Source organism: Clostridium nigeriense (assembly GCF_900086595.1).
GTDB classification, from domain to species: Bacteria; Bacillota; Clostridia; order Clostridiales; family Clostridiaceae; genus Clostridium; species Clostridium nigeriense.
Genome location: NZ_LT575472.1, coordinates 2,073,983 through 2,085,926, shown reverse-complemented (window position 1 = coordinate 2,085,926; position 11,944 = coordinate 2,073,983). Strand labels below are relative to the sequence as shown.

Here is an 11,944-nt window from a genome sequence, read left to right as displayed (position 1 = left end):
ATTATCTTAGTCTTTTTCTTTTTTTATTCATCTTTTTATATATTTTGGCATTTTGAATAATATCCATGAAATCATCAGCCATTTCAAATAAAAGCATACCTTTTGCTTTATTCTTTTTAAAAGTTCTTTTCATTTTCCTCATTAATTTATTTTTCATATTACTACCTCCTAAGGTTGTACTTCAATATTATTTTTCCCTTAAGAGATTATTTTATTATCTAAACTATATTACATATTATAGAATTTATAAAATCTTCTTTTTTTGATTTTAAATATTCTCCATATATATTTTCATTACATAAATTATTAGTATTTATTTTATATAGTAAAAATGAATTTATATCTTTAGAATACCTTAAATTTATTTCTTCTTTTATACTTCTAAACTCTTCAACGCCACCATTTTTCCTATATTTTCTAATTAAAGAATCTAAGTAAGTATTATATTCCTTAATTTTATATGTGATCTTTTCTATATATATTTTTTTATTTTTAATATAATTCTTTTCATAATCTAATTTTATCTTCATTAAGTCTTCAATTGAATATTCATTATCCATTATTTCAAATATTATTTTATCACCTTTAAAAGAATTCTTTAGAATATAGTTAGCTAAATCTTCAATATTTTTAAATTCATCAAGGAAACTTTTTCCTCCTACTATTTCAATTGCTTTTTTTAACTGCTTAATTTTTTCTTCTAGTATTTTATCCTCTATAGTTAACATAATCTTCTCCTTAAAATAATATTAAATCTAATATTTCTTTAATATTATATAACCTAAGAAGTATATTGTCTATTTTAAATTAAATCTATACAATCAACATTTAAACTATATGTTACATCTTTACGTTCAACTATAACCTTTATTTTTTCTCTTATGTCCTTATCTTTCATGACTTTATCTAATAATTCCTTAGTTGGATTGATAGCGTAAGGTATTCCGACTGATTGAAACATACTTATATCCCCTGAGGTATCACCATATGCATAGCTTTTGCTTAAATCTATATTATATTTACTTTCAAATTCTTTAATTGCAGATAATTTACTTTCATGATCCCACATTGGAATTACTTCTCCGCTATATTTATTTTCTTCATCTAACTTATATACTGTACCTTTAAAGTCATCCATATTATATTTTTTAGACATTTCATTAACTAATTCACTAGGAGAACCTGAAATTGCAATAACTATATGTCCTTGTTCTTTATGCCATTTAATTCTTTCTCTACTAAAAGTATAAACTCGATCTCCCTTTTGCTCTATTACTTTTTTAGCTATATAATCTATATGGAACTTATCAAGACCTTTTATAGCTTCTGTATAAATATCAACCATTTTAAGTAAATAAGTATCATAATCTCCTTGCCTCTTATCCCATTTTAGATAGGCCGGTCTAACATCTCTATACCATTTATTCTCGCTTACTAATTCATATTTTATAATCTTTTTAAAAACTTCGGTAATTAGACCTTCTCTATATATTGTTCCATCAATATCAAAAAATGCTGCTACGTTTTTCATAAAACCCCTCCATTTTCTTTTTTAATATATATTATATAACATTTTAGTTAAATTTCCATAATTATTGGTATAATTGTTGGTCGCCTTTTTGTTTTATCATAAATATATCTTTCTAAAGCCTTTTTAATATTAGCTTTTATTAAATACCATTCAAGTATTTTGTTATCTAAACAATTTTGTAATTCTTCTTCCGCAATTTCTTTTAATTCGTTTATTAGTTCTTCCGATTCTTTTACATAAACAAAACCTCTTGTTATAATATCTGGTCCAGCTATTATACTATAACTTTCTTTTTCAATAGTTACTACAATATTTACTAATCCATCCTGTGCCAAATGCTTTCTATCTCTTAGGACTAAGGTTCCGACATCCCCTACACCTAAACCATCTACTAAAACAGTTCCTGATTGAACTTTACCATTAACTTTAGCTTCATCGGTATTTATTTCTAAAATATCTCCTCTATCTAATATAAAAATATCTTTTTGCTCCATTCCAAGTTCAATAGCTAAATCTTTATGATGTTTTAAATGTCTATATTCACCATGTACAGGCATAAAATATATAGGGTTTATTAATCTATGCATTAATTTTAATTCTTCTCTATATGCATGACCTGAAACATGAACTTCCTCTAAATCTTCGTATATTACGTCTACCCCTTTTTTAAACAACTCATTAATTACCTTTGATATTAGTTTATCATTTCCTGGAATTGGAGATGCTGAAATTATGAACAAATCATCTTTTTCAATTTTAATTTTTCGATGATTACCAAAAGCGATCCTAGCTAAGGCTGCCATTGGCTCACCTTGGCTGCCAGTTGTTACTATTGTTATATTTTCATTTCTGTAATTATTTATATCATCAATTTCTACTATCATATCTTCTGGAATATGCAAGTATCCCAACTCTAAAGATAGCTTAGAAATACTCTCCATACTTCTCCCTGAAAAAGATACCTTCCTATTATTTTCTAATGATGCATTTACAATTTGTTGCATTCTATGAATATTAGATGCAAAGGTAGCTACTATAATTCTTCCTTTAGCTTTCCTAAATATCCTATTAAATGTATTTCCTATAGATTTTTCCGACATTGTGTATCCATTTCTTTCAACATTAGTACTATCCGCCATAAGTAATAGTACTCCCTCTTTACCAATAGTTGAAATCCTATCTATATCAATCACTTTGTTATCTATAGGCGTTAAATCTATTTTAAAATCTCCTGTATGAAAAATTGTTCCTAAAGGCGTTTTTATTGATAAACAACAAGATTCTGCTATACTATGGGTACTTTGAATAAACTCAACACTATTTTCTAGAAAGTCTACCTTGGAGCCTGGATTAACACTAATTAATTTAGTTGTATCTTCTAATCCATGTTCTTTGAGTTTATTTTCTATTATAGCTAAAGCTAACTTAGTTCCATATATAGGAACATTTATCTGTTTTAATATATAAGGTATAGCTCCTATATGATCTTCATGACCATGAGTTATAAAGAAACCTTTAACCTTTTCACTATTCTCTTTTAAATATGATATATCTGGAATTATTAGATCTACACCATACATTTCTTCGTCTGGGAAAGCAATTCCACAATCTATAACTAAAATTTCTTTTTTAGTTTCAATAGCCGTAATATTTTTCCCTATTTCTCCAACTCCACCTAAAGGAATAACTTTTACAAATATATCTTTCTCCATCGAAAAACCTCCTCTTTTCTTAAGAGTAGTATTTCCAAAAAAACAATTTTAAATTAAAAAAGTTAAAATAATAATCTCCTAGTGAAAACTAGGAGATTTCATAAACTAATTATTGTAATATAAATTTTCGCTTTGATATTCTGGATCGCAGGTAATATCTATTTCTAATCTTCTAAAAGTTTGTTCATCATTATGAGATATTATGGTTGTTGAGTGAGCTTGGCATCCTTTTAATTGTGATAACTTATTTAATGCAACTTGAGCTGTAGGGTTTGTAGCTGCACATATACTTAATGCAATTAATATTTCTTCACAATTTAAAACTGTATTTTTTATCCCTAATGTTTTAAATTTTAAATTTTGTATTGGTTCTAATATGACAGGAGATATTAAATGTATATCATCTGATATATTAGCAAAATGCTTAATAGAATTTAAAATTACAGCAGCTGGAGCATCCATAATATCAGATCCTCTTCCAGTAATTATTGTACCATCTTCAAGTTGTAATGCTACTACTGAAGGAATTTCACTCTTGTTATTTTCATTTTTTTTCTTTAAAGAATATTCTCTTGCAGGAAGTACAACACTTCTATCGCTTTCCTTAAGATTTAATTCCTCCATTATTAACTTGGCTCTATCTGCCACTTCTTTATCTACATATCCTTTTTTATACTCACATATTGTTTTAAAATATCTTCTTATTATTTCTTGATTAGAAGCTTCTTTAACAACACTATCATTAACTATTCCAAATCCAACTCTATTAACCCCCATATCTGTAGGTGATTTATAAATGGATTCTTTACCTGTAATTTTCTCAATTATTCTTTTTAAAACAGGAAAGCTTTCTATATCTCTATTATAATTAACAGCAACCTTATTATATGCATCAAAGTGGAATGAATCTATCATATTTACGTCTTTTAAGTCCACTGTAGCTGCTTCATATGCTATGTTTAATGGATGTTTTAATGGAACATTCCATACAGGGAAGGTCTCAAATTTAGAATAACCTGCTATATTTCCTCTTTTATTTTCATGATATAATTGGCTTAAGCATGTAGCTAATTTACCACTACCTGGACCAGGTGCTGTAACTACAACTATTGGTTTAGAAGTTTCAATATATGGATTTTGACCATATCCTTTATCACTAACAATTGTATCAACATCTGTTGGATATCCCATAGTTGCTTTATGTTTATAAACCTTAATTCCTCTTCTTTCTAGTTTATTAATAAAAACAGTAGTAGCCGGTTGTCCATCATATCTAGTAATAACAACACTATTAACATCTAATTCATAAGATCTTAAATCATCAATTAACCTTAATACTTCTAAATCATATGTAATACCAAAATCGCCTCTTATTTTATTTCTTTCTATGTCACCTGCATATACACATATAACAACTTCAACTTTTTCCTTTAATTTTTGAAGTAATTTTATTTTTGCATTCTCATCAAATCCTGGTAGAACTCTTTTTGCATGTAAATCAAACATTAATTTTCCACCGAATTCTAAATACAATTTGTCATAATTATTTACTCTCTCTAAAATATATTTAGATTGTTCCTCTAAGTATTTCTTATGATCGAATCCAATTTCCATATCTTTGCCTCTTTTCTCTATTCTTAAAGTTAACTCATTAAATATTAATTATACAACAATACGAAGATTCTTTCTATAAAAAATTAAAGCATATGTAAATTTATATACATATGCTAATTGGCAATATCATTATCATTTTTCCTTTTATATTACATTCTGGTTTTTTAGGTAATATAATATTATTTTTTCTTAATAATTCTAAATATGGATCTATAGATTCTAAAACTTTTTGATAATAATCTTCTTGTGAAGATTTTCTTAAAAGACTTATACAATTTTCATTATCTTTCTTTATCATCATAACCTTACCAAATATTTTACAAGAACATTGTACAAAATCAAAAGTATTGTATCCATTATTAATAAAGTTGTTTTCATTTATAGCTAATAATAATGATGTATCCTTAGTCTTTAAAACTAAATCACCAGTTCCATTCCTAGTAATTTTACTTCTTAAACCTTCTAAAAGTCTTGAAATTATACCAAAATCTAGTCCTTTAAATTTTCCTTTATCTAAAAAAGTGTTTAAAAAATCAATACCATAACAATTAATACTTTCAATTAAAGTATCAATATATAATGGAATTGATGTTTCTTGAACACAACCACTTATTTCTACATAATCTCCTACTTTTATATTATGTTCTTCTATTGATTTAAAATCAATAGCATTTATAACATTATTATTTGTGTACATATTACTTATCAAATCATTGTGAAGTGTAAAAACTGTTCTAATTTTTTTTATTTCTTGTTCTCTTCTGTCAAAATCTCTTCCTTCAAATCCTAAACTTCTTTCTCCACCATTTTGATAATGCTCTTCACATGTATTATGTTTGCTTTTATATCCTGAAATCTTATCCTTTTGATTTTTATAATCTAATCCATTTGAACTTCTATCACTTACTCTAGCATTTCCACCTATTGTAGTATCTCTTATCCTTCTATATGTTCTTATATCAATATATCCATTTAAAGCTAACGAACTTAAATTCTTTATTAGTAACTCGTCTAAATAAACAAGTAAATCTAACACTATTTTCCTCCTAGGAATTCATGCTATATAACATATTATATTAATATCTTCATATTTTAATAACCTATTTATTTATCTTTATTTTTATTAAGTATGATATTTTCAAGTTCTTTTAAAAATTCCTCATCTCCTTGTTTTATCTTCAAACTACCTGATTTACTATCTTCAATAATTTTTAATATAGTCATTTCCTCTTCTAATTCTTTTATTTTTTTACCTATTTCAATCTTGTTTCTTTTAGAAAGTTCTATAGAATACACTTCGTCTCCACAAATTAAACAATTCCCTATTAATTTATTATAAGATATTTTGCCAATATTAAATTCTTTACTATCTATAGAACTACTAACTTTTATAGGTTGTATCTTATTACATTTTTCACAAAAGCATTTATTCTCAAGCATATTCTCACCTCTTAACTATTTTACCATATAGATTCATTATTTTATATAATACAAAAGGATGCATTTAAATGCATCCTTTTATTACTTTACTACCAACAACCACCTAGTAAAAATAACCATAATAGTGGCCATCCAAAACCGCCGCCACAGCCAGCGCCGAAGCCACAACCTCCACCGAAGCCACAGCCTCCACCAAAGCCACCACAACCACAATTATTTCTGCAACAACAATTATTTCTACAACAGCAATTATTGTATGATGATCTCCTTGACATGTTTATCAACTCCTACTCTTTTGTATAGTATATAGTATTCTATATGTATCTTTTTTGTTCTGTTTATATTTAAAATTTATTATCATTTACGAGTATATTATTTAAGAATATTTTATTTAATTGTATATATAATATTTTTATGTTAAAATATTGTGTGAGGAGGTTTTATTATGGAAAAAAGAAATCGATTAGTAGCTCCAAGAAATGTTGTAAATACAAAAATGCTTTATAGATTTTATATACTTAAAGAACTATCTAAAGGTAATACTATTTTTGGTAATAAGGTATTAGAAGAATTTAGGAATCGTTTTTCTTCTACTTCTTTACCATTTCCAGTTTCATCTAGTACTATATATGAGACACTTTACGATTTAGAATTAAATGGTTATGTTCAAAGTACTTGGTCTGGTGATGAATATTTAAATAAAAGAAGTAAAAAAATTTATTCTATAACTGACAGTGGTATAAATTATTATAAGAATCATATTGCTGATTATATTTCTAATTTAAATAAAACAAAGGCTACTCTTGATGTTATGATTGAACTTTTAAAAAAATAATATTTTTTATTATTTATCATCTTTTCATAGTTTTTTTAATATTATATTTTATATATAATTTCCAAGGAGGAGACTATGAAAAAAACAAACCATAATTTTAATAAACTTAACTCCAATTATTTAAATTCAATAGAAAAAGATATAAACTTTTACTTACTACAAAATGATTCTTTAATACTTTATTTTAAGGATATTAACTTTAAGAAATATAGTATAATTAATGTCTATTTAAAAAATATTAAAACTCGAGAAGTATTGAAATGCATATCGAAAGTAGAAGATAATCGTATATTAATTGATTTATCAAATTTAAAATATTTATGTACTGACTATGAATATAGTATAATTGTTGTTATGGAAACTTTGAACTCCTATAATATAATGTATCCAAAGTTTAATAATAAAGATAAAGAAAAATCAATTATTTCTCATTCAAACACTGATAATATACAATGGTACCTTAGAATTTTAGAAAACGGTAAATTAAGGCTATCCACTATATATTTATTTTCAAATATAAGTAACAATTTTAAAAATGAAATATCATTATAAAAAAATCGTAAAGATGAATAATCTATCATCTTTACGATTTTACACTTTAATATTATAAAATATCACATATTAAAAACTTGGATATAATATTTTTTTCTCTTAGTAATATTTAGAGTTTAATTGTTTTAAATAACATTCCTTAGAGCAAAATATTTTAAAATCTTCATCTTTAATGTAAGCTTCTCTTACAGTTATATATTTTCCACAAATGCTACATATTATTTCTTCACTATTATCAGATTCATCATTATATTTTTCTTCAATAAACTTATAAAAAACTTTTTTCAAACTACTCATAAATTTCACCTACTATTTATAATAATATTATTATGATATCTTAGTAAAATTTATGAGTTAATAATTAAATTAGCTTATTAGTTTTTAAAATATTAAGGTATTGGTCTATCTTACTATTTTCATTATAAAATAGAGGAAATTTGAGATTATAATTTCCCCATAAGGTTGCTGGATATTTATAAAAATAAAAGGTAATAAAAAACAACTCTCTTGTACATAATTTTGTAAGTAAACTTATACACTTTTTATCTTTTATTTTATAATAAATATTTTCATTATCTAAAACATTTATTAATTCATCAAAATATTTAATATCCTTTAGATCTAATTTACTTTTAATAAAATTAATGCTATCAATAGTTAAATTTCTTTTATAAAAATCTATTATAAGATTACCTTCATTTAATTCATAAAAATCTTCTATACTTTTAATATAATCTAACTCAATTTCATCTTTTTTATTTTTCAAAGAATAAATATCAACATAATTATAGTTATTTAAACCTTCTAAAATATTTTTAAATTTAATCTTTATAATTTCATCAAAATCTATTTTAGCTATAATTTCAATACACATTTATATTCTCCCTAACTAATATCATTCCATTTATTAATTTGCTCCCTAACTTCTTTTAATAAATCATTTAAATTTTCCGTTTCTATTTCCTTTAGCTCATTCAATTTATTATTTTTTATTATTTGTCTATATTTAATTACCTTATTATGTTCTGTATTCCAAAACTCATATATCTTGCTTTTTGTAATATTCATATTATTTCCCCTATAAATTAATGAATTTTAAAATTTGCTATTAAATTTTCTTCTTTATCACTTGAAGATAATCCAATTTTATTTTTTATAATTTCATTTCCCTTAAATAAATAAGAATTAAAGTAGGTTATATTTTTAATTACATCTCTAGTAATATATATTATTAAGTATTCAGATGTACATGACACTATTGAAGTTTTAACTATATTATTTAAGAAATCTACCCTATTATTAGATGATGTTTCTAAAATTTGAATATAACCTCTATTAGGATTTTCCTTAATATTATTTAACAAGTTATGGATAGCTAATAAATCTTTTGTTAAATCTATTTCTCTAAACATTTGAAATTTTATTAAGGATTCACTGACTGTATCAAGTTCATATTCATTCCAGCATATTTCAATATTAATATCATTATAATTTTTTTTGTTAACAACTGAAAAACCTAATAATTTACCTATTGTAGAAAAATATTTATTTTCTTGTTTTATTATCTCTATATTATTACTATTCTTATTTAATCCTAAATTAACATAATTTCTTATAAATCCATTAAATAATATCATTAAATCTATATCTAACATATTAACTCCTTTGTAAAATAATATATTTTATTTTACCATTAATATTATTATTCTTCCAGTTTATATTATTTATTCATTTATCATTTACGAGTATATTGTTTAAGATATAATAAAAGGGTGATAAAAATCACCCTTTTATTATATAAGCTTTTGATTAAATACATTATCTAAATTAACTTTCCTAATTCTTTCTTTAATTTCTTGCTTGTTAGTAGTGTATAATCCTAAATCTTTCATCCTTTTAAAATACTCTGCACCAGCAAAGGTATATCTATTCTTTCTTCCTTCCCTTGTAGCAGCTTTCTCATTTGCATAAGAAATTATATCTCCTATAGCAATAGAAGAAGGTAATATTAGTAGTGGTATTCCCATAGCTAATCTTACAGCATTGTGTCCTGCTAATGATCCAGTAATAATAGCTTCAGTATGACCTACAAATAATCCTGATTTTTCCCCAGCACAGAACAAATTATCTACTCCTTGGACTTTTAAATCATTAGTTCTTGGAGCAACAGATAAATATCTTATTGAATTCCCCTTACTTCCTGCATATGGATCAACATATTTAGCATCTTCAAGGCCTTTAATTTTCCTTAATTTTTTAAGTGGATAATATGTGGTCATAAGCTTAGCATGTCCAGTGTCTAATAAAATTATATTTTCTGCAAACTCCTTTAATGCATATTGCTGACAAACCTTTGAGCTAAGTTTATCATAATTAATATCTTCCTTTGGAACCTCTAAAACCACACATCCCTTTTCATCTAATTCCTTAACTATTTCTTTAGATAAGCTTTCCTTAACTAACTTACAAGATCCTGAAAATGCACCTAAATTATCTTCATCTCTTTCTCCTTGAATATCTGAAACACCACATCTTTCACTAATGCTTATTCTAGGTCCAAAAGCTGGACATCTCAATATACACATAGAACATCCATTACCGTATCTTAAACAATTCCCCATTGGTCCTGTAGTTCCTGTTGTTTCTATAAATACATCTCCCTCTTCATAAGTACCGTCACTTAAAAATATTCCTTTTATTTTTTTATCTTCTATATTTATATCTGTTACTCTACTTTCTATATGAATATTTATTCCTAAAGATTCTAAATATTTACTTACTCTACCTTCAATTAAATTAACATCATATAAAGTAGCGTGTTTATGTCCTGGAAACTCTATATCTTTGTGTCTAGCAGTATTATCAGCTATTTGAATAAGATCTCCAGCACCAAGTTCTATTAACTCTTCGGAGGCTGTCCATCTCCCATTATTTCTCATTATTCCTCCAACATTACCAAGACCTAATAGTAAATCAGTTTTTTCATAAAGGTGAACTTCTGCTCCTGCTTTTTTTGCTGTAATTGCAGCTGAAGCTCCTGCCCATCCTCCACCTACTACAATAACCTTAATCATATAAATCTTCTCCCTTCAAATACCTTTCTTGGATCTGTTTGAACTTTACAAAATCTCTTAACTCTATGTCCTGAAAATCTTGCTGTACAACTACCACATATGCCTTCACCACAGCACATTTTAATATTGTTACAACAGGAAAGTTTTATATCCTTTCTATTTAAACTATTTAAAAACTCAATTAATTTAACTGTCAATATATCTGCCCCAGCTATATGAACATATTTAATATTTTTCTCCTTTATAAGTGATTTAATTTTAACCTTCGCTTCATCGCTTAACTCTCCCTTATCTAATAAAACTTCATTTATAATATTGCTACCATATCCCTTTAAATAATCTTTTACGTAACACTCCTTATAAGGTGAATTATCTAATATTAAATTTATATTGTTATTATTTTGATGAAGCTTTCTAATAACAGGCACCATTGGAGCCATACCAATTCCTCTAGCTAAAACTAAAACCTCATTATTCATTTGTGAATTTAAATCATTAAGACCAAATACTCCATTCCAATATGGCCCTCTTATTATTATTTTATTTCCAGCTTTTACTTCTAATAAATTTTTAGTTTTTACTCCTCTAATCTCTATCATAATAGAAATTATATTTGTATCTATATTAGATTCCAATATAGATATAGGAACATCAAAATAAATATTATCTTCGTCAGGTCTTATAAAAATAAAACTTCCAGCTTTAACTAAATCTATTGCTAACTTATGAGGTACTTCAAATTTAATTAAAAGTAAATCTTTCTCATATATTTCCGTTTCTCTAACTAAGCAACTATATGTTTTTCTTCCTTCTTTTGCCTTAGATCCATTATTAGTATATTCGTGATATATACAGACCCCTTTCCAATTTAAACAGTCACAAAAACAACTACCTTGTAATTGTGAACAAATTATACATTCACCAGCCTCAGCAAGTTTACATGGACAAAATTCTGTTCCAGAATCTATACATTCTACAATTTCCCTCATTTACTATGTCCCCCAAATATTTCTTATACAATATTAACTTATTTTTTATAATATTATTTGTTACAATATTTAAAAATAAAAAGTAGAGGCAAAACCTCTACTCTTCTCCTAAAATTATTTTTTCTAATTTTTCTTTACTTAAATTTATGTTACTTATAAGTGGAAATTTATCTTTTTCATATAAGCTATCCTTTATA

16 protein-coding genes are annotated in these 11,944 nt (G+C 25.3%); 2 read left to right on the top strand and 14 right to left on the bottom strand.

Translation table 11 applies throughout. The features are described 5' to 3' along the window. Position 1: 1 nt before the first annotated feature. The 8 genes from BN6774_RS18520 to BN6774_RS10010 all read right to left on the bottom strand — a co-directional run bounded on the left by BN6774_RS18520 (position 2) and on the right by BN6774_RS10010 (position 6,572). Positions 2-157: a hypothetical protein gene (locus BN6774_RS18520; RefSeq protein WP_159426830.1), complete on the bottom strand. Its 156-nt coding sequence runs from the start codon at positions 155-157 to the stop codon at positions 2-4. Positions 158-218: 61 nt separating this feature from the next. Continuing rightward, the gene (locus BN6774_RS10040) at positions 219-728 is read right to left on the bottom strand and encodes a hypothetical protein (RefSeq protein ID WP_066893194.1); all 510 of its coding nucleotides are present in this window, start codon (positions 726-728) and stop codon (positions 219-221) included. Positions 729-802: 74 nt separating this feature from the next. Next, on the bottom strand, positions 803-1,531 hold the full coding sequence (locus BN6774_RS10035; RefSeq protein WP_066893192.1) for an HAD-IB family hydrolase: 729 nt from the start codon (positions 1,529-1,531) through the stop codon (positions 803-805). 47 nt (positions 1,532-1,578) lie between these two features. Next, positions 1,579-3,243, bottom strand: a complete 1,665-nt coding sequence (locus BN6774_RS10030) for a ribonuclease J (protein WP_066893190.1) — start codon at positions 3,241-3,243, stop codon at positions 1,579-1,581. Positions 3,244-3,348: 105 nt separating this feature from the next. Next, a complete protein-coding gene (locus BN6774_RS10025; RefSeq protein WP_066893188.1) occupies positions 3,349-4,857 on the bottom strand; it encodes a DUF1846 domain-containing protein in 1,509 nt (502 codons plus the stop codon). Between the two features lie 100 nt (positions 4,858-4,957). Then, on the bottom strand, positions 4,958-5,893 hold the full coding sequence (locus BN6774_RS10020) for a hypothetical protein (RefSeq protein WP_066893186.1): 936 nt from the start codon (positions 5,891-5,893) through the stop codon (positions 4,958-4,960). A gap of 68 nt (positions 5,894-5,961) precedes the next feature. Further along, entirely contained in the window at positions 5,962-6,297 is a 336-nt protein-coding gene (locus BN6774_RS10015) for a hypothetical protein (protein ID WP_066893185.1), read from the bottom strand. Positions 6,298-6,386: 89 nt separating this feature from the next. Next, positions 6,387-6,572, bottom strand: coding sequence for a hypothetical protein (locus BN6774_RS10010; RefSeq protein ID WP_066893183.1), 186 nt, complete (start codon positions 6,570-6,572; stop codon positions 6,387-6,389). Positions 6,573-6,742: 170 nt separating this feature from the next. Between BN6774_RS10010 and BN6774_RS10005 the strand changes: the two genes are divergently transcribed. Next, positions 6,743-7,132 (top strand): PadR family transcriptional regulator, encoded by a 390-nt coding sequence (locus tag BN6774_RS10005; protein ID WP_066893181.1) that lies wholly within the window; start codon positions 6,743-6,745, stop codon positions 7,130-7,132. A 75-nt stretch (positions 7,133-7,207) separates the two neighbouring features. Further along, on the top strand, positions 7,208-7,684 hold the full coding sequence (locus BN6774_RS10000) for a hypothetical protein (protein ID WP_066893179.1): 477 nt from the start codon (positions 7,208-7,210) through the stop codon (positions 7,682-7,684). A 99-nt stretch (positions 7,685-7,783) separates the two neighbouring features. On the opposite strand, the gene BN6774_RS09995 is transcribed toward BN6774_RS10000, so the two are convergent. From BN6774_RS09995 to BN6774_RS09970, 6 genes are all read right to left on the bottom strand, one after another. Beyond that, complete coding sequence (locus tag BN6774_RS09995) at positions 7,784-7,981, bottom strand: hypothetical protein (RefSeq protein WP_066893177.1); 198 nt, start codon at positions 7,979-7,981, stop codon at positions 7,784-7,786. 64 nt (positions 7,982-8,045) lie between these two features. Continuing rightward, positions 8,046-8,558: a hypothetical protein gene (locus tag BN6774_RS09990; RefSeq protein ID WP_066893175.1), complete on the bottom strand. Its 513-nt coding sequence runs from the start codon at positions 8,556-8,558 to the stop codon at positions 8,046-8,048. 11 nt (positions 8,559-8,569) lie between these two features. Next, entirely contained in the window at positions 8,570-8,752 is a 183-nt protein-coding gene (locus tag BN6774_RS09985; RefSeq protein WP_066893173.1) for a hypothetical protein, read from the bottom strand. Between the two features lie 17 nt (positions 8,753-8,769). Continuing rightward, positions 8,770-9,339, bottom strand: coding sequence for a hypothetical protein (locus tag BN6774_RS09980; protein ID WP_066893171.1), 570 nt, complete (start codon positions 9,337-9,339; stop codon positions 8,770-8,772). A 138-nt stretch (positions 9,340-9,477) separates the two neighbouring features. Further along, complete coding sequence (locus BN6774_RS09975; protein ID WP_066896595.1) at positions 9,478-10,755, bottom strand: FAD-dependent oxidoreductase; 1,278 nt, start codon at positions 10,753-10,755, stop codon at positions 9,478-9,480. Beyond that, positions 10,755-11,747 (bottom strand): sulfide/dihydroorotate dehydrogenase-like FAD/NAD-binding protein, encoded by a 993-nt coding sequence (locus BN6774_RS09970; RefSeq protein WP_066893169.1) that lies wholly within the window; start codon positions 11,745-11,747, stop codon positions 10,755-10,757. Before BN6774_RS09970 ends, BN6774_RS09975 begins: the two co-directional genes overlap by 1 nt. Positions 11,748-11,944 lie beyond the last annotated feature (197 nt).

Coding starts and splice junctions, on each gene's coding strand:
- BN6774_RS10035 (WP_066893192.1), bottom strand. CDS start 1,531: ATGAAAAACGTAGCAGCATTTTTTGATATTGATGGAACAATATATAGA.
- BN6774_RS09970 (WP_066893169.1), bottom strand. CDS start 11,747: ATGAGGGAAATTGTAGAATGTATAGATTCTGGAACAGAATTTTGTCCA.
- BN6774_RS10015 (WP_066893185.1), bottom strand. CDS start 6,297: ATGCTTGAGAATAAATGCTTTTGTGAAAAATGTAATAAGATACAACCT.
- BN6774_RS10040 (WP_066893194.1), bottom strand. CDS start 728: ATGTTAACTATAGAGGATAAAATACTAGAAGAAAAAATTAAGCAGTTA.
- BN6774_RS10005 (WP_066893181.1), top strand. CDS start 6,743: ATGGAAAAAAGAAATCGATTAGTAGCTCCAAGAAATGTTGTAAATACA.
- BN6774_RS09990 (WP_066893175.1), bottom strand. CDS start 8,558: ATGTGTATTGAAATTATAGCTAAAATAGATTTTGATGAAATTATAAAG.
- BN6774_RS09980 (WP_066893171.1), bottom strand. CDS start 9,339: ATGTTAGATATAGATTTAATGATATTATTTAATGGATTTATAAGAAAT.
- BN6774_RS10010 (WP_066893183.1), bottom strand. CDS start 6,572: ATGTCAAGGAGATCATCATACAATAATTGCTGTTGTAGAAATAATTGT.
- BN6774_RS18520 (WP_159426830.1), bottom strand. CDS start 157: ATGAAAAATAAATTAATGAGGAAAATGAAAAGAACTTTTAAAAAGAAT.
- BN6774_RS10030 (WP_066893190.1), bottom strand. CDS start 3,243: ATGGAGAAAGATATATTTGTAAAAGTTATTCCTTTAGGTGGAGTTGGA.
- BN6774_RS10025 (WP_066893188.1), bottom strand. CDS start 4,857: ATGGAAATTGGATTCGATCATAAGAAATACTTAGAGGAACAATCTAAA.
- BN6774_RS10000 (WP_066893179.1), top strand. CDS start 7,208: ATGAAAAAAACAAACCATAATTTTAATAAACTTAACTCCAATTATTTA.
- BN6774_RS09985 (WP_066893173.1), bottom strand. CDS start 8,752: ATGAATATTACAAAAAGCAAGATATATGAGTTTTGGAATACAGAACAT.
- BN6774_RS09995 (WP_066893177.1), bottom strand. CDS start 7,981: ATGAGTAGTTTGAAAAAAGTTTTTTATAAGTTTATTGAAGAAAAATAT.